Genomic DNA, 17,451 nt, shown 5'->3' on the forward strand with positions numbered 1-17,451 from the left:
TCAGGCTCCGTTCGGGGTGGCGTTCGGTGGTTCGGTTGGCGCCGCGGCGGCGGACGGCGCTGCCGAGACGGCCGCGAAGTAGGCGGCGAGGTCGGGCTCGGCCGTGATGCGGGCGCCGGATGCCCAGCTGGTCTCTGCGCGCTCGAACAGCCGGCGCCCCCAGCGCTGCTCGCGCCGCGCGGCCCGCAGTGCGACCACATCGAGCATGTGCTGGCCCGCCGCGTCGTTCACCCGCAGCCGGCCGAGCCCGTCGCGACCGACGCGGTCGAGCGCCGCCTGTAGCTCCTGCGCCTCGAACTGCACGGGCGCGTCGATGTCGACGAGCAGCCGGCCGCCGGGCCGGTCGTGCTCGGCCGGTGCCGCGGCGGTCAGCGCGCCGACCACCCGCGGGTCGTCGGCGAACGCCGCGCCGAGCAGGTCGTCGGCCTCGTCGAAGGCGCAGAGTTCGGGCAACGGCAGCACCACCGTCACCGAGGGCGCCGCGAGCAGCACCCGGTCGACGCACACCACCAGCGCGGCCAGGCTCGCTGCGGCCCGGATGCGCACCACCACATCGGCACTCGCCGTGCGCAGAGCGGCGCCGCGCCCGCCGGGCACCGCCACGCGCTGCGCCAGCTGTAGCGTCTCGGCGTTCTTCAGCCGCCGAGCGTCGTCACGGCGCCCGGGCCCCTGCTCCCACGCGGGCCCGTCGTGCCAAGCCACAGCGGCCCGGACGTGAGCGAACAGTGCTCCGTGCAGCCAGGCCCGGTAGGCCCACTCCCAGTCTTCGCCGCCGTAGGAGCTGAACGTCTCGTCGAAGCCGCCCGCTGCGTCGAACAGCGCGCGGGAGCAGCAGATCACCGCGCCGATGACGTAGCGGTACGACCGGTCGTCCGCCTCGAGCAGATCGTGACTGCCTCGGTAGGCGTCGACGAGCCACCCCGGTTCGGGCAACTCGCGCGGCGGCCCGGCAACTTCGATCGGGCTGCCGGCCGGCACGCCGCCGAGGTCGGTGTGCCGCCGCCGACCCACCGTCACCACGTCGGGTGCCAGGGCCGGCAGACGGCAGAGCGCCGCGATGTAGCCGGGCTCGGGGGTGGTGTCGGCGTCGAGGAAACACAGCAGCTCGCCGGTCGCCGCCGAGGCCCCGAGGTTGCGGGCGGCGGCCAGCCGAAAGCCGAGGTCGGGCTGCACAAGCAGCCGGATGCCCGGGGCGACCGTCGGCGCCACGGGCGATCCGTCGTCGACCACGATGATCTGCAGCCGGTCGGCGGGGTGGGTCTGGCGGCCGAGCGCGAGCAGCGTGCGGTCGAGCTCCGCCTGCTGGCGATAGTGGGCGACGATCACCGATACCGTGGGCGGCTCGGCAGGCACCTGGCCGTCGAGCAGGTCCCACCGGTTGCCGGGCAGCGCGCGCCGCCCCGCGACCGCTGTCGCCGGGCGGCGATCGTCGACGGCCGTCATCGCGCGCCGCCCCACCACTGAAGGTAGGCGTCGGCGACTGCGCCAGAGTCGGGCCCCAGCGCCGTGCCGGGCTCCAGCCACGTCGAGGCCGGGTCGAGCACGGCGTTCTCGATGGCGTGCGACAGCTGCGGCCGCTCGTAGAGCGTCAGGGTGCCGGGGCGCAGCCGCTGCATCTCGCGGGTGTAGGCCGTGTCGGGCACGAGAGGGCGGCGGCCCACGGCGAGCCAGGTGTTGATCGAGGCAGAGGCAGAGAAGTGCTGGTGCGCCGCCACCGGAACCGTCGCCTCCCGGCAGCGCTGCAGCAGGTCGTCGTCGCCCAGGTGCCCGGTCGCTCTGAAGTCGACCCCTGCGCGCCCGGCGTTCTCGAGCGCTGCGTTCAGGTCGTGTTCGTGCCCGGGCGCCGCGCCGCCGATGGCCGTCACGGTCAGCCCGATGCGCAGCCGGCTCACGGCGTCGACCACCTCTGCGTGCCCCTTGCCCGGATAGAAGTAGCCGAGCAGCGCGACCTCGCCGCGCCGGCGAGGGATGCCCGGCAGGCCGTGACCGGCCCCCACCGGCCTCGAGCCCTCCGGTCGCGGCGGCTGGTGCGCCGGGTCGACCGGCAGCGGAATGACGTGCACTCCGGCGCCACCGCGCGGCCAGGTGTGCTCGGTGAGCAGCTGGCGCTCGTATTCGCTGTTGCACACCACACCCCGCGCAGCCGACACCACACGCAGGTAGGCCGCGACCCGCCGTGCGAGCGCGGTGCCGTTCGAGGGTTGGGGAACATCGTGCAGGGTCACCGTGACGGGCATCCGCCCGGCCAGGCGCTCGAACTGCGCCGCGGCGTCTTCTGGGCTCGCGCCGAACAGCTTGTCGGTGAAGTGCACGTGCGCGCTCCGGGCCGACAGCGGCACCGGCGACGGCAGGCCGGGCGGAGACGGCGGCATCGGCAGGCCCGGCAGCGACAGGCCCGGCAGCGACAGGCCCGGCAGCGACAGCGCGGGCAGCGCATCGATGTGCAGCGCCGTCTCTGCGGAGACCCGCGCAGAAACCTGCCGGGCGATGCCGGTGGCGCAGGCGACGACCGCGTGCGCCGGGCTTCCCACGATGAGCTGCAGAGGGGGCCGTCGGCGCGCTGTCACTGCTTCACCATGCACAGGCGCCCGGGCATCCGTCAAGCCCTGCGCGCGCGGCCCAGCGAGGGCATACGCTGAAACCCCTTACTCGCGCGAGGGAGATCCCGGCGCGCCCCGCAGACCCGCAGATCTGGAGGTGTCGACTCGTGGTGCAACAGGCAGTTCAGCAGACCGATCGCGTCACCACCGCAGTGCGCGTTGCGAGTGTTCCGGCTCAGCACACCTATGTGCAGAACAGCACGGCCGCCGCGCGCGCCCGCGGGTACGTCGACGTGCTGGCCGACCCCCGACCCCTGGGAGCGCCGGCCGGGCAGTGGTGGCCCCCCGTCATTCTGGGCGCGCAGTGGATCGAGGCCAACGCCGGCCAGTTCGACCTGCTGCACGTGCACTTCGGGTTCGAGTCGTTCGCAGTGGCAGAACTTGCCGACCGCGTCGCCGTGCTGAAGCGGCTGGGCCGGCCGATCGTGCTGACGGTGCACGACCTCGAGAACCCGCAGCTTCTCGATCAGGGCGAGTACGGGCTGCAGCTCGACGTTCTGGTGCGCGGCGCCGACGAACTCATCACGCTCACCCCGGGGGCGGCCGCCGAGATCCGGTCGCGCTGGGGGCGGGAGGCGACGGTGATTCCGCACCCGTGGATGGCGGCGGGGAGCACTGTGCGTGGGGGTGACGATGCGGCTGGAGCCGACCGGGCCAGCGTACCCGAGGCGCTGCGGGTGGGCATCCATCTGCGCGATCTGCGGCCGAACATCGACGCCGTGGCCATCGTGCAGAGCCTGCTCGAGGGGGTAACGGCCGTCGCAGGCGCCGGCACTGCGATCGAGGCGGTGATCGACGTGAACGAGAACGTGCGCGACGAGCAGGTGAAGCGGCAGCTACGCCGTCTCGTCGACGGCTGCCCCTTCGCGCGCTGGAACGAGCATTCCCGGTTCTCCGACGACGAGCTCGCCGAGTCGCTCAGCGGCCTCGACATCAGCGTGCTGCCCTACCGGCACGGCACGCACTCGGGCTGGCTCGAACTCTGCTGGGATCTCGGCGTGCGCGTGCTCGCGCCCGCCATCGGCTTCTACCGCGAGCAGCACGACGAGCCGGGCGCGGTGACGAGCTTCGTGCCGGGATCGAGCGACTCGTTCTGCAGGGCGCTGACGGGCCTCGTCGGTTCGCTCGCGGGCGCCGACGGCGCGCTCGAACCCGCTGCGGTGCGCCGTGCGCGCCGGCGCGCCCTCTCACACGAGCGAATGGATGCCCGGCAGCACCAGTCGCGCCAGATCTCGGCCGCGCAGCTCGCCGTGTACCGCCGCGCCCTCGCGCGAGTGGCCGCATGACGCCGCCGAACGCCCGGCAGGCTGCTGCTGCCGCCGCCGCCGCGGCCGCCCTGCCCGCCGGCACGGTGCCCCCACACCGTCGGCTGCGCATCGCGGTCATCGCCCCGCTGCGGTACCCCATCGCCGAACCGCACGCCGGCGGACTCGAGTCGTCGATCTGGCACCAGGTCAACCATCTGCGTCGACGCGGACACCACGTGGTGCTGTGCGCGGTCGAGGGTTCTGACTTCATGCAGTCGAGTCCGCCCGAGTTCACCATGCCCGCCGCCGTGTGGGCGCCGGGGGTCGACGGCAACGACGTCGACTATCCGGGCGGCTACCTCGAGGTCGCCCTGCCGGCCCTCGACCGGGCGCTCGACTACCTGGCTGCGAACGCCGCCTCGTTCGACGTCGTGCACAACCACAGCCTGCACGGGCTGCCGCTGGCGCGCGCCGGTTCGCTGGGCATCCCGATGATCTCCACCCTGCACACGCCCGTTCTTCCCGAACTCGTGTCGTCGCACGACGGCGCCGCCGGGCCACGCAGCCGGTTCGTCGCGGTCAGCACTCACACGTCGAACGAGTGGCGCCGGGCGGGCATCGGTTCCCGGGTGATGCCGAACGCCGTCGACAGCGACCGCTGGCCGCTCGGGCCCGGCGGCGACGATCTGGTGTGGTTCGGCCGCATCGTCGTGGAGAAGGGCGCTCACTTGGCCATCGACGCGGCACGCCGTTCGGGCCGGCGGCTCGTGCTGGCCGGGCGCGTCGGCGACCCCGCCTACGCCGCCGCCGAGGTGTGGCCCCGGCTCAGCGACGATGTCGTGTACGCGGGCGACCTGCGACACGACGCGCTCGCCGCCCTCGTCGGGGCGAGCGCCTGCGCCCTGGTCACCCCCACCTGGCAGGAGCCGTTCGGCCTCATCATCGCCGAGGCTCTGATGACCGGAACACCGGTCGCCTCTTTCGACGCCGGCGGTATCCGCGAGGTCGTGTCGGGCCTGCCCGGAACCGGCCTGGTCGAGATCGGGCAGTGCGAGGCGCTCGCCGACACGGCCGAGAGCCTCATCGCCGCCATCGGGGCCGGCGCGCTGCGGCGCGAAGACATCCGCGCGGCGGCCGTCGCCCGGTTCGCCCTCGAGGCGCGCATCTCCGAGCTCGAGGTGCTGTACCGCGAGCTCGCCGCATGACCGGGCGCCGGCGGCTGGTCGGCTGGTACATCCACCACCAGGGGGCAGGTCACACCAGCCGGTTCGAGGCGGTGCGCCGCCAGCTCGACGCCGACGTGGTGGTGTTCTCGAGCGCTCGCCGGCCCGCCGTGCTGCCGCCTGACACCGAGTGGGTCGAGCTGACCCGTGACGATGAGGTCGAGACGGCGGATGCCGCACCGCTCGATCCCGCGGAGGCCGAGCCCGACGCCGGCGGCCTGCTGCACTGGGCCCCGCTCGGGCATCGCGGGCACGCCCGGCGGCTCGCGACGGTCGCGCAGGCGCTCGCCCAGCGCACCTTCGATGCGTTCGTGGTCGACGTGTCGGTCGAGGTGACGATGCTCGTACGACTGCTCGGCGTTCGCGCCGTAGTCTTCGCCCAACCGGGTCGCCGCGGTGACCGCCCCCACCAGCTGGCCTATGCCGCCGCCGAGCGGGTCGTCGCGCCCTGGCCCGAGCGGCTCTACCGCCCCGACTGGCTGGCCGCGGCCGACGACCGTGTTCGGTTCACGGGCGGAATCTCCCGCTTCGACGGCCTGCCCCGAACCGCCCGGCGTGAGTGCGATTCTGTGGTGCTGATGATGGGCGCAGGCGGCTCGAGCGTCACTGCCGCCGACATCGACCTCGCCGTCGCCTCGACACCCGGCACGAACTGGCGGATGCTCGGCAGCGCCCGCCCTGAGCCCGCCGCCGGGCATCCGCTCTGGCACGACGACCCGTTCGAGGCGCTGAGTTCGGCCGAAACCGTGGTGGCATGGGCGGGGCTCGGCAGCGTGGCAGACCTGGCGGCCGTCGACGCCGCGGCCGTCGTCATCGCCCAGGGCCGCCCGTTCGGTGAGCAGGAGGCCACCGCCCAGGTGCTCGCCGCGGCCGGACTCGCGGTCACCCACCCGGCCTGGCCCGCCCGTGCCGAGTGGCCGCAGCTGCTCGATCGTGCTCGCGAACTGCAGCCCGACTGGTCGCAGTGGCGCGTGGAGGGTGCCGCCCGGCGCGCAGCCGACGCGATCGCCGAGGTGGCGGCGTCATGACGGCCGTGCGGGTGGCTCGGGCGGCGGCCGCGGTCACGGTCGCGGTCACGGGGGCGGTGTCGGTCGCGGTCGCGGGGGCGGAGTCGTTCGCAGTCGCGCCGGGTGGCACCCCGTGAACGCGAACGTGGGCGTGAGCGCGGGCGACGTCGAGTCGGCCGGGGCGCCGGGCATCCGGGTGGCCGTGGTGACGCTCGTCTCGGGTGCGAGGCTCGACCGGGCGCGCGCCCAATGGGCGGCCCTCGACGCCGCCGGTGCGGGTGACGCTGCGGTGTACGCCGTCTGGCTCGACGTGGATGCTCCGCCCGCCGACCTCGTCGAGCCCGCCGAGCTGACCGAGGCCGCCGACCTGATGGAGCCCGCCGACCTCGTCGAGCCCGCCGAGCTCGCCGCCGCGCCCGACGCCAGACCCGCGACGTCCCCCGCCACCATGGGGCGCCGCGCGACCGTGCTGCACGTGCCACCCGGCCACGACGGGCTGCGGCTGGCCGCCGGGCGAAACGCGGGAGCCGCGGCGGCCATCGCCGACGGAGCCGATCTGCTCGTCTTCCTCGACGCCGACTGCATTGCCGGCCGCGACCTCTTCGCCCGGTACTTCGCCGCCTCGCTCGACCACCCCGACGCCGTACTCTGCGGCCCCGTCACGTATCTGCCCGAGGGCTTCGACTACACCGGGCCCGCCGGCCTCGCCGCCGCGACCGCCCCGCACCCGGCGCGCCCCGCGCCACCGGCCGGCGAGACCGTCGTCGCGGGCGAGCTCGACTACCGTCTGTTCTGGTCGCTGTCGTTCGCGGTCACCGCCTACACCTGGCAGCGCACGGGCGCCTTCTTCGAGGGCTACGAGGGCTACGGCGGCGAAGACACCGACTTCGGGTCGACGCTGGCCGAGCGCGGCATACCCCTCGTGTGGGTCGGCGGAGCCCACGCCTACCACCAGTACCACCCGACCTCGTCGCCGCCCTGGCAGCACCTCGACGATATTCTGCGCAACGCCGAGCTGTACTTCAGGCGCTGGGGCCGGTGGCCGATGGAGGGCTGGCTGAGCGCCTTCGCCGAGGCCGGCGCGATCAGCTGGCGCGAGGGGCGATGGGTGCGCTCGCCGGCCGCGCTCCAGGCCTCGGCAGCGACCGCGCCAGCGCCAGCACCGCGTGCTCGAGATCGGCGGCCACCGACCCGACGGTGAACCGCTCGAGCGAGGCCGTTGCCGCCGCGACGAGCCGCTCACCGAGCTCGGGATGCTCGAGCAGCCGCAGCGCGGCCCCGGCCAGCGCGGCGGAATCTCCGGGCGGCACCATCAGGGCATCCTCGCCGTCGCGGCAGAAGTCGTCGAACCCGCTGCCCGTCGTGACGACCAGCGGCGCCCCGGCCGCCTTCGCCTCGAGTGCCACATTGCCGAACCCCTCCCAGAGCGACGGGCAGATCACCAGCGCCGCACGTGCCATCGCCGCGGCGAGCCGGTCGCCCGGCACGTGCCCGAGAAAGACGACCCGCTCGCGTTGCCCAGGTGTGAGGTGGGCGAGCAGCTGCGACCGCGTGGGCTCGAACCGCTCGTCACCCGACGCTCCGGCCAGCACGAGCCGAGCGGTCGGCTGCGACGCAGCCACGATCGCGAAGGCCTGCATGGCGGCGATGACGCCCTTGCGGCGCTCGAGCCGGCCCACGAACAGGATGATCGCACCCTCGCCGCCCGCTGCCCGCACCTCGGCAGGCCCGGCTTCCCGGCCTCGCAGCGATCCTTCGGGCAGCGGCTCCTCGCCGCCAACCGGCGATGCCTCGGGCGGCGGCCCTACGACTCGAATCGGCCACCCCGCCCGCAGCGGCCTGTGGCCGTCAACCGGCCACTCCGCCGGCAGCGGCGCATGGGTGGCCTGCCGCCGAACCGCCTCGATGTCGACACAGTTGCGCACCACCCGGGCCGGCGGCAGCCCCTGGATCGCCCGTTCGTTCCAGGCCAGCACCGCCCGCGAGATCGGCACCACACCGCGCGAGCTCCTGATCTGGCGTGTTTCGAGGCGATGCTGCAGCCAGCGCCCGAACCGCAGCCGCAGCGGAAAGTCGCGCGTGCGCCGCACCGCGATCCAGTCGCCGAGACGGATGCCCGTTGCCAGGTTCGTGACCAGCGCCGCAGATCGCGGCAGCAGCGCCCCGATTCCACCCCACTCGGGCAGGAACACCGCGTCGTACCGCGCCCGCGCGACGTACCGACGGAAGAGCATCGCCCGCGCCACGAGCTGCCCGGCCACCGGCAGACGGCTGAGGTCGTGCACGGCGACGAGGCGCACGGCGGCGGCCCGGGCATCCGTCGCCCCTGCGCCGGGCACGCCGGGCAGTGCCATGCCAGGCAGTGCTCGGCCGGGCGTGCCGGGCAGTGCCAGGCCGGGAGTGCCGGGTTGTGCCACGCCGGGCGCCCCCGCGACCCCGGCGGCGAACAGCACCAGGTCGATCTCGACGCCGCGGGCGGCCAAGGCGGGCAGCAGGGCGGCGTAGTGCGTGCCGATTCCGCCGGTGTAGTCGGTCAGGCCGGCGTACTCGGTGAGGCCCACGATCCATCGCACCTGCACAGGCTACGTACCCCGACGGTCGGCGAGTAGGGCTTGTGTGCGAGCGCCTCCAGTGCGTTCGTCAAACATGTGACACAATCGTTACGACCAAAACTAATGTGATGCTCATTGCACCGGAGGAGCGAGTCATGAACGCTACATGCACTTTCGAGATCGTCACTCGCACCGAGCTGCCGCTCGACCAGACAGACGGCACCATTCTCAAGAGTGTCGTCATGGCCAAGCGGTTCTGGGGCGACATCGCGGGGGAGTCGGCCGTGCAGATGCTCGGCTACAAGACGGCGATCGTCACGTCCGAGGCCTACCTGGCGTTCGAACGGTTGGCTGTCACGGTGGCAGGGCGAACTGGGGGCTTCGTGCTTCGGCACTGCGCGATGCGCACCGTCGACTGGTCCGAGGGCAGCTGGAAGATCGTTCCCGACAGCGGCACGGGGCAGCTCGCGGGCATCTCGGGCAGCGGAACCATCGCGTTCCAGGGCGACGGCACCGCGATCTTCGACCTCGACTACGAGCTGGCCTGAACGGCTGGCTCCCGCTCAGAACGGGTAGGTCGCGATCTCGGGTCGCACCGTCAGCCACTGCGTCTCGGTGAAGGCGTCGATGTTCGCGGCAGCGCCGCCGAACCTCGACCCCGTGCCTGAGGCAGCGACCCCGCCAAAGGGAGCGTTGGCCTCGTCAGAGACCGTCTGCTCGTTGATGTGAACGATGCCGCTGGGCACGGCATCAGCCACTCGCATGGCCGCGCCGACGTCGCCGAGGATTCCGAGCGACAGGCCGTACTCGACGCCCCGTGCCACCTCGATGGCCTCGTCGACCGACGCGAACGCGAGGACGGGGGCGACCGGCCCGAAGATCTCTTCGGCCCAGGCCCGCTGGTCGGTGTGTACGTCGGCGAGCACGGTTGGGCTGTAATACAGGTCGGTGTAGCTACCACCCGCCGCCAGGGTCGCCCCGGCCGCGACGGTGTCGTGCACGATTGCATCGACGCGCTGCAGCTGCCCGGCATCGATGAGGGGGCCGAGCGCGACCTGCCCTGTCTCAGGGTCGCCGACCGGCAGATGGTGAGCCTTCTCGGCCAGAGCGGCTACGTAGTCGTCGTGCAGGCTCTCGTGCACCAGGTGCCGGCCCGTCGTCATGCAGATCTGACCCTGGTGCATGAACGAACCGAAGGCGCCGGCCGATGCCGCCAGTGCGAGGTCGGCGCCAGGCAGCACGATGAGTGCATTGTTGCCGCCGAGCTCGAGGTGGGTGCGCTTCAGATGACGGGCGCCGAGTTCGCCGACCTTGCGGCCGGCAGCCGTCGACCCGGTGAACGAAACCACCCGCACCTCGGGAGCCGACACGACGGCCTCGCCGACGTCGACCCCGCCATTGACGAGCTGCAGTACGCCGGCGGGCAGTCCGGCCTCCTCGAACACGCGCACCAGGGCGACTCCGCCGGAGACCGCCGTTCGGGGGTCGGGCTTCAGCAGCACGGCGTTGCCGAGGGCGAGGGCCGGCGCTACCGAGCGGATTGACAGGATGAGCGGAAAGTTGAACGGCGCGATCACACTGACCACGCCGACGGGCCGCTGCCGGGCGAAGCTCCAGCGTTCGTCATTCGACGGCAGAACAGAGCCGCTCGGGTGGGTGGGCAATGCTGCGGCCTCGTAGCATTCGTTCGCGGCAGTGTGCACTTCGAGGGCGGCCTTCGCTGCGATCGATCCCGCCTCGCGCACGCTCCACAGCTCGATCTCGGCTGCATGCATGTTCCACAGATCACCGGCCCGGCGCAGCACCGCCGCGCGGTCTTCAGGGGTGCGCCTGGCCCAGTCCTTCTGGGCCTCGGCCGCTCGGGTGGAGGCCCGCAGTACGTCGTCGACGCTGGCAACGCCGACGACGCCGAGTTCAGCTCCGGTCGACGGCGAGACGACAGCTCGCGTGCCGCCGGTCGGGCTTATCCAGCCGTCGAGATAGATCTTGCCCTGCCAGGTTTCTGCGTCGAGCAGTGTCATGGTTACTCCTCCGTGTCGGGTTTGTCATGTATCGGTGTGTTGCGGCCGAGCCTGGTGCCGGCCGGGCGCGGCGGATGCTCGTTGGTCTCAGGCCGCGGCCTGACGAGGTATTCGCCCCTGGCCGCGGAACGAGGCGATACCCCGCCCGGAGGCGTCGCTGACGAGCACGTCGTAGATGCCGAGCGAACCGTGGCGGTGCACTTCCGTGGCGACGGCGCAGAGCCGCGTACCCGGTGTCGCCGGTGAGAGAAAGGCAATATCCGCCTGTGTGGTGACTCCGGCCCGCCCGTGACTTGCGAAGGCGTAGGCGAACGCAGTGTCGGCCAGAATGAACAGCACCCCGCCGTGCACCATCCTGTGGCTGTTGATGCTGTGCGCGCCCGGCTCGAGTGCCAGTTCGACACGGCCCGCATCGACACTCACGATAGTGATGCCGAGACCTCGCACGAGATCGTCTTTCTCGTAGAGCGCCAGCACGGTGTCGAGGGGCGACTCGACGAGCGATTCGTTCATCTGATCTTCTCCCACGCCGTCGCCTGGTCGGGGTCGGGATCGGCCGGGTGGTATGCGATCAGCTTCTTGAGGCCGTGCGCGGTCTCGCGCAGTTCATGGTCTGTCAAAGCGGCGCGCCACTCAGCCTCGCGGTGGTTGTTGCGTTCGAAAAGCTGCGCAACGACCTCGGCGCCCCGTTCGGTGAGCGTGCACACCTTCGAGCGGCCGTCTTCAGAATGCGGAACGCGATGGATGTACCCGTACTTCTCGAGCGTGTTGAGAACGCTGGTGGCGCTTGCCGGTGAGATGCTCGACAGCCGCGCGATCTGGTGTGGCGAGATCTCCCCCGAGACGCCGATGGTGAACAGCACCCGGAAGGCGGCCCAGGTCACTCCGGCGGGCCGGTGCACGTGATTCTCGAGGTCTTGCTGCAGCTTGTTGGCCGCACGGATCAGGTTGAAGCCCAGCTCCATCGCGTCGAGGTCCACACCGGGAAACATGCGCCGGGCGGCGACGCGGGCCAGATCGTTGTAGCCCTCGGCGAAGGTCGAGTCGTTCATCGGGTACTGCCTGGTGCGAACACGTGCATGGGGGCCTCTTCGTCGAGACGGAATCGTTGACAGGAAAATTGCTGTCTCAATATATTAGACATCTCATGAAAACCTTCCACACTTTTCTCGAAAATGACAACATTCACCATGTTCGCATCGCGGTGTCGAATCTCGAGCGCAGCTTTGCCTTCTGGCACGACGTGTTCGGATATGAACGCGACTTCGACTTCCCCGGCCCCGACGGTGTCGTCAACTGGGCCATCAAGAGCGAGGGCGGTGGCCCGAGCATCGTGCTCTGGGTCGATGCCGCGCGCGCCGCCGATCCGCCCCCCTATCCACTGTTCTCGCTATCCTTGCCCGATGAACAGGCGGTCTACGACCTGGCCGCCGAGCTCGACCGGCTCGGTCTCGAGCACGGTGAGCTCACCACCCTTGGGCAGGCGGCGCGGGTCTTCGCCTACGATCCTGACCGCAACAAGATCGGCTGTTACGTTCGCCACGGGTACCGACGCAGTGCGGAGGACATTCGCCTGCGACCTCTCAGGTAATACAGATTGCTTTCGATCGTTAGTTACTTGTAAAGTGACAAACCGAGAGTTACAGTTAGACATCTCAGTAGTTTCTCGGCCATGAATGGTCGCCGAGACAGCCCACAGAAAAGGACCAACGATGGTTCAGTCAGACACCGACTGGCAGGCGCAGTGCCCAGCCGTGATGCGGGCAGGGCACTGATGGGCGACATCCGAATTCGGGGACCACTGGCCGTCAGTGCGGCCGACACCATGTTCGGGCCCTCCTACCTGCCCGACTCGAACACGGGATTCGATTTGGGCGCGGTCGGCTACGTCGAAGACGAGTATCTCGTCGACGGTGCGGCAACGGTCTACGACTACGACGCCGCCTTCAAGCGCGTCGTTCGCAGTGAGGGCGTCGACTACGTCACCCGCATCATCGTGCGCCGGCCAACAGACCCAGCCGACTTCGATGGCACTGTTCACCTAGAACCGTTGCACCTCGACAACGACCGTGGCATCAGCTGGCACGCCGTCGCTCCGTACATCGCGCGTTCCGGTGCCGCGTGGGTGGGCGTCTCGGTCTATCCCTTCCCCGTGAATCGCATGCGCGACGTCATCAACCCCACCCGGTACGCCGAGCTGTCGATCCCCGACGGGGGCCTGGCTTACGGCATCATGGGCGACGTGGCGGCGGCTCTGCGCGGGGAACAGGGCACCGCCCTGCTCGGCGGCCGCACGGTCGAGCGCCTCTACCTTTCGGGATGGTCAGCAACCGGCAGTATCATCCGCACGTTCGTGAACGAGGGCTTTCACGCCGAGTGCCGGCTCGCCGACGGGTCGTACGCGGTCTCGGGCTACCTCGTCTGCATCTCGGGCGCCGGTGACCCGCCTCGCGGCTACTGGCCCATCAGCGACGGTTCGCCGGTGCTGCCGGAGGCCGACCACCGACGCTTCTTCGACAACGTCGGCGTTCCCGTCTTCGAGATCCTCAGCGAGTTCGAGGCCGAGAGCAATGCGGGTTTCGGCCGCCCGGATTCCGACGAACCCAGTGACGAGTACCGGCTCTACCAGATTCCCGGGGGCTCGCACCATCAGCTGCCGGCTGGGCCCGAGATGCAGTCGACCCAACCCGTTCAGCTCGAGATGCTCGGCTTCACCCGCCCGCGGGCCGAGATGAACGAGGAGCCCACCGATCTGCGTATGACGTTCATCGTGCGGGCGCTGTTCGAGCTGATGGATCGATGGGTTCGCGACGGGTGCGTGCCGCCGCGGGTTGAGCCGTTCACGGTGCTCGACCTCCGCGAACTCGGTCCGCATGGGCTGTGGAGCCACGCGTTTCCGCTCTGGCGCGACAGACACGGCAACGCCATCGGCGGAATCCGCACGCACTGGGTTGAGATTCCCGATTCCACCTACCTGCCTCACAGCACACCCAAGCCGGGCTGCGTCGACATCCCGCCGGGGGTGCCCATTCCCGGCCCCGAATTCGTCGCCGACATCCGTGGCCAGCGTATTCGGTTCACGACGGAGAAGCTGGTCGCTCTCTACGGCAGCTTCGAGACCTACCTGAATCGTGCATCCGCCCATATCGACAGCATGGTCGACGCGGGATGGCTGCTCGAACCCGAAGCGCGCGAGCTGACCGAGCAATTGCACGCGAGACCGCCCTGGGGCACGGCCGCCGAGCTTCTGCAGCCCGCCTGAAGACGTGGCACGCTCGCCGATCCACCCGACCACACAGCACCACCGAACAACTATGGAGATTGAGATGCAAAGACGCACTACTGAACACTCCTTCAGGCCGAGGCACTGGTCGAGGGTCGGGCTGGCGGTGATCGCGGGCAGCGCTGCCCTGCTGCTGGCCGGATGCACGGGGGGCGGTGACGCGGGCCCGACCCCGACCGCCACCACCGTGTCGTCGGTCGACAACCTCACGGTCTCGATGCCCGGCCCGATCACCGGCGTCGACCCGGCGAACACCATCCTCCAGCAGAACGTCTGGTTCGTTCATCTGCTCGGAGGCAATCTGTTCGCCGCCGTACCCGGCTCGTCGAGTGACGTGGTGCCGGCTCTGGCGCAATCGGGCACGCTGGCCGATGACGGCCTGAGCGCGGTCGTGACGTTGAAGCCGAATCTCAAGTTCTCCGATGGCACGCCGCTCACCCAGAACGACGTCGTAGCGACCTACACTCGCGACCTCACCGGTAAGAACATCGGCGCTCTCTTCTACGCCGGCATCACCGGCGTAGAGGCATCAGGTACAGATGGAGTGAAGTTCACCTTCGCGAACCCGAACCCGAACTACCAGGCTCAGCTGTCGCAGTTTCCCTTTGCGATCCTGCCGGCCGACTCGTGGAACAAGCCCGACTTCGTCACCAACCCGGTGATGGCGGGCCAGTACATGGCTCAGGGTGACATCACGGGTAACACGGCGACGCTCGTCGCCAACCCGAACTACCCCGGCCCGAAGCCGTCGGTGCAGAAGCTGACCTTCAACGTCATCGCCGACGCCGACGCGGCGGCAAACCAGCTGGTCTCCGGCCAACTCGACTGGGCGACCCAGGTACTGCCCACCCGTGTGGCGACCCTCGATGCCGGTGGAACCGACAGCACGCAGATCAACGAGTCGTGGGGTATCTCGGTTGTCACGCCGAACGACAGCGACCCGATTCTCTCTGATGTGAAGGTTCGCCAGGCCATCGGCGACGCGATCGATCGCACCCAGCTCGCCCAGATCGTCTCGAGCGGAACGGGAGACCCGCAGACCGGGCCGCTCGCTCCGAACTTCCCGGGTTCGACCGACGCTGCGAACCAGGTCTTCTCGGCCACCGCAGATACGGCGAAGGCGAAGACCGAGCTCGCCGGAACCGCGTGCGCGACAGGATGCTCGTTCGAACTGTTGACGAGCACCGCCACCGCGACGGCCGCCTCGACAGCCACGGTTCTTCAGCAGCAACTCGCTGCCATCGGTATTAAGCTCACAATCGTCAGTGTCGACCAGACGACCTTCAACACCCGGGTCTTCGCCAAGAACTTCCAGATCGTGCTGACCGGTGGAGGTGCATTCGGCTACTCGCCGACCCTCGCGCTCATGCTCAACCCACAGGGACCGACGAAGGCAATGTTCAGCCAATGGCCAAGCACCACCATCAGTGCTGCTCTGCTCGCAGCCAACACAGCATCGTCGGCTGACCAGGGAACGGCGTTGACCAACGTCGTGAAGGTCTTCGCGCAAGACGTGCCGTGGGTTCCACTGCTGTCGAACCCGCAGATCTCGGCGGTGAAGGCGGAGTACGCAAACCAGATCTTCTTCTCCCCGACCGGCGTGCCGGATGTGGCAACCCTGCCATGACCGCCGCGACTGTGACCACGACACCCGTGCAGCGGCGAGCGCTGCCGGTGGCGACGCTGTGGCGCATCGTGGTGCGCAAGCTCCTCGAGCTGGTGGGCGTCGTGGTCACGGTCACCCTCATCACCACCGTTCTCATCCGCCTCGCGCCAGGCAGCCCCGCCTCGAACATCCTGGGTGACGCCGCCTCGCAAGAATCGATCGACCGCCTGAACCAGCAGCTGGGTCTCAATGACCCGCTTCTGGTGCAGGTCGGCCGCAACCTCGGGCAGCTCTTCACCGGAAACCTCGGTTCCTCGATCGTGCAGAGCCGCCCTGTCTCGTCGATCGTCGCGCAGTCGCTGCCCATTACGCTGACGCTGATTCTCTCGGCCATCGTTCTGGCTGTCGTTGTGGGCATTCCCATCGGCCTGGCGGCAGGTTTCTCGCAGAAGCGCGGCTACGACCAGGCGGTCGGCGTCGGCACGTCGCTGCTGATCGCTCTACCGCCGTTCGTCGTGGGCACCCTGTTGATCTATCTGCTGGCGGTCAATTTCAAGGTGTTTCCCGCCGGCGGCTGGGGCACCAACCCGGTGACGATCGTGGAGCACCTGGTGCTGCCCGCCGTGACCCTGGCGATCCTGATCGTCTCGCCGATCATCCGCAGCGTCTTTCGCAGCACTCGTGACGCGACAGGCCAGGAGTATGTGGATGCCGCACGCAGCCGGGGCGTCTCGTCGCTGCGCATCGCCTTCCGCCATGTGCTGCCCGTCGTGTCGGTGCCGCTGATCACCCTGCTCTGCTACAGCGCCGCCATTCTCATCGGCGGCGCGATCATCGTGGAGGTGGTGTTCGGTCTGCCGGGCTTCGGCCAGGCCATCAACACCGCCGTTCTCTCACGCGACTACCCGACCGTCGCCGGTATGACTCTCGTCGTCGCCGTGCTGGTCGTTCTCATCACGACCGTCGGCGACCTGCTCACTCTGGTGGCCGACCCCCGACGCAGATTGGTCAAGTGAGCAACATGAGCGCCGTCACCCATGCGCTGGTACGCGGCCGTTCGGCCGAAGCCCGGCCCGCCCGGTTCCAGACCGGCTGGGAGTTGCCGGCCGGCATCACGATTCTGGTCGTGCTCGTGCTGACTTCGGTGTTCGTGCCGGTGATCAGCCCCTACGACCCCAATGCACTGTCGGCGAGCATCCTGCAAGGGCCCTCTGCGGCGCATCTCTTCGGCACAGACCAGTACGGACGTGACCTGTTGGTGCGGGTCGCGCTGAGCATCCGTCTCGACTATTCGATCGCCATCGTCGGTGTGGGGTTCTCGCTCGTGGTGGGCACCACGCTCGGCGTGCTGGCCGGCTCGGCCAGGCGATCGATCTGGGGCACGCTGTTGATGCGGGCCACCGACGCCATCATCTCGATTCCGTTCATTCTGCTCGTGCTGCTCATCGTGCTCTCGATCGGCCCGACGTGGAGTCCGCTCGGCATTCCCCAGGGTGTGCCGGCACTCATGATCGCTATCTTCCTGACCGGCTGGCCCATTTTCGCCCGCATCTCGAGAACACAGGCGACCAGCGTGATGAGCGAGGACTTCATTCTGTCGGCGCAGCTGATGGGCTACTCGAAGCGTCGTATTGTGTTCAAGCACGTGGTGCCGAACGTATCGTCGCAGGTGCTGACCTACGCGATGACCGACTGCATCATGATCATCGCTCTGACAGGTGGCCTGGCATTTCTCGGGGCGGGAGTGCTACCGCCCACGCCCGAGCTCGGCTCGATCATGAACGAGGGCAAGTCGATCATCACGACGGCTCCGTGGGTGACCTTCTTCCCCGCGTGCGCCATTCTCCTCTCGGCCATCGCCGTCTCGCTGTCGGTCAACGGAATCCTGAACAGGCAGAACCAGAAATGACAC

The 17,451-nt window shown here is 69.7% G+C and carries 16 protein-coding genes; 10 read left to right on the forward strand and 6 right to left on the reverse strand.

Translation table 11 applies throughout. The features are described 5' to 3' along the window. Positions 1-1,443, reverse strand: a complete 1,443-nt coding sequence (locus V3W46_RS15075; RefSeq protein ID WP_331783952.1) for a glycosyltransferase — start codon at positions 1,441-1,443, stop codon at positions 1-3. Next, a complete protein-coding gene (locus V3W46_RS15080) occupies positions 1,440-2,567 on the reverse strand; it encodes a hypothetical protein (protein WP_331783953.1) in 1,128 nt (375 codons plus the stop codon). The genes V3W46_RS15075 and V3W46_RS15080 overlap by 4 nt, the downstream gene beginning before the upstream one ends. A gap of 140 nt (positions 2,568-2,707) precedes the next feature. On the opposite strand from V3W46_RS15080, the gene V3W46_RS15085 reads away from it, so the two are divergent. The 4 genes from V3W46_RS15085 to V3W46_RS15100 all read left to right on the forward strand — a co-directional run bounded on the left by V3W46_RS15085 (position 2,708) and on the right by V3W46_RS15100 (position 7,278). Further along, positions 2,708-3,886 carry a glycosyltransferase gene (locus V3W46_RS15085; protein WP_331783954.1) on the forward strand — a complete coding sequence of 393 codons (1,179 nt, stop codon included), beginning with the start codon at positions 2,708-2,710 and terminating at the stop codon, positions 3,884-3,886. Continuing rightward, positions 3,883-5,052 (forward strand): glycosyltransferase, encoded by a 1,170-nt coding sequence (locus V3W46_RS15090; RefSeq protein WP_331783955.1) that lies wholly within the window; start codon positions 3,883-3,885, stop codon positions 5,050-5,052. The genes V3W46_RS15085 and V3W46_RS15090 overlap by 4 nt, the downstream gene beginning before the upstream one ends. Continuing rightward, positions 5,049-6,098, forward strand: coding sequence for a hypothetical protein (locus V3W46_RS15095; RefSeq protein ID WP_331783956.1), 1,050 nt, complete (start codon positions 5,049-5,051; stop codon positions 6,096-6,098). The genes V3W46_RS15090 and V3W46_RS15095 overlap by 4 nt, the downstream gene beginning before the upstream one ends. A 112-nt stretch (positions 6,099-6,210) precedes the next feature. After that, positions 6,211-7,278: a glycosyltransferase family 2 protein gene (locus V3W46_RS15100; protein WP_331783957.1), complete on the forward strand. Its 1,068-nt coding sequence runs from the start codon at positions 6,211-6,213 to the stop codon at positions 7,276-7,278. Here V3W46_RS15100 and V3W46_RS15105 read toward each other — a convergent pair. After that, the gene (locus tag V3W46_RS15105; RefSeq protein ID WP_331783958.1) at positions 7,163-8,650 is read right to left on the reverse strand and encodes a glycosyltransferase family 4 protein; all 1,488 of its coding nucleotides are present in this window, start codon (positions 8,648-8,650) and stop codon (positions 7,163-7,165) included. The two genes, V3W46_RS15100 and V3W46_RS15105, sit on opposite strands and share 116 nt — an antisense overlap. A 134-nt stretch (positions 8,651-8,784) precedes the next feature. Between V3W46_RS15105 and V3W46_RS15110 the strand changes: the two genes are divergently transcribed. After that, positions 8,785-9,177 (forward strand): DUF3224 domain-containing protein, encoded by a 393-nt coding sequence (locus V3W46_RS15110; RefSeq protein WP_331783959.1) that lies wholly within the window; start codon positions 8,785-8,787, stop codon positions 9,175-9,177. Positions 9,178-9,192: 15 nt separating this feature from the next. Here the strand turns inward: V3W46_RS15110 and V3W46_RS15115 are convergent, their stop codons facing one another. The 3 genes from V3W46_RS15115 to V3W46_RS15125 all read right to left on the reverse strand — a co-directional run bounded on the left by V3W46_RS15115 (position 9,193) and on the right by V3W46_RS15125 (position 11,702). Further along, entirely contained in the window at positions 9,193-10,650 is a 1,458-nt protein-coding gene (locus V3W46_RS15115; RefSeq protein WP_331783960.1) for a benzaldehyde dehydrogenase, read from the reverse strand. An 87-nt stretch (positions 10,651-10,737) separates the two neighbouring features. Continuing rightward, positions 10,738-11,163 carry a PaaI family thioesterase gene (locus V3W46_RS15120; protein ID WP_331783961.1) on the reverse strand — a complete coding sequence of 142 codons (426 nt, stop codon included), beginning with the start codon at positions 11,161-11,163 and terminating at the stop codon, positions 10,738-10,740. After that, complete coding sequence (locus V3W46_RS15125) at positions 11,160-11,702, reverse strand: MarR family winged helix-turn-helix transcriptional regulator (protein ID WP_331783962.1); 543 nt, start codon at positions 11,700-11,702, stop codon at positions 11,160-11,162. Before V3W46_RS15125 ends, V3W46_RS15120 begins: the two co-directional genes overlap by 4 nt. Positions 11,703-11,797: 95 nt before the next feature. On the opposite strand from V3W46_RS15125, the gene V3W46_RS15130 reads away from it, so the two are divergent. From V3W46_RS15130 to V3W46_RS15150, 5 genes are all read left to right on the forward strand, one after another. Beyond that, on the forward strand, positions 11,798-12,241 hold the full coding sequence (locus tag V3W46_RS15130; protein WP_331783963.1) for a VOC family protein: 444 nt from the start codon (positions 11,798-11,800) through the stop codon (positions 12,239-12,241). Positions 12,242-12,424: 183 nt separating this feature from the next. Beyond that, a complete protein-coding gene (locus V3W46_RS15135) occupies positions 12,425-13,912 on the forward strand; it encodes an alpha/beta hydrolase domain-containing protein (RefSeq protein WP_331783964.1) in 1,488 nt (495 codons plus the stop codon). Positions 13,913-13,976: 64 nt separating this feature from the next. After that, the gene (locus tag V3W46_RS15140) at positions 13,977-15,560 is read left to right on the forward strand and encodes an ABC transporter substrate-binding protein (protein ID WP_331783965.1); all 1,584 of its coding nucleotides are present in this window, start codon (positions 13,977-13,979) and stop codon (positions 15,558-15,560) included. Further along, positions 15,557-16,555, forward strand: a complete 999-nt coding sequence (locus V3W46_RS15145; protein WP_331783966.1) for an ABC transporter permease — start codon at positions 15,557-15,559, stop codon at positions 16,553-16,555. The genes V3W46_RS15140 and V3W46_RS15145 overlap by 4 nt, the downstream gene beginning before the upstream one ends. A 5-nt stretch (positions 16,556-16,560) precedes the next feature. After that, positions 16,561-17,448: an ABC transporter permease gene (locus V3W46_RS15150; protein ID WP_331784103.1), complete on the forward strand. Its 888-nt coding sequence runs from the start codon at positions 16,561-16,563 to the stop codon at positions 17,446-17,448. Positions 17,449-17,451: the final 3 nt, after the last annotated feature.

This window comes from Subtercola sp. YIM 133946 (assembly GCF_036553535.1).
Classification (GTDB): domain Bacteria; phylum Actinomycetota; class Actinomycetes; order Actinomycetales; family Microbacteriaceae; genus Subtercola.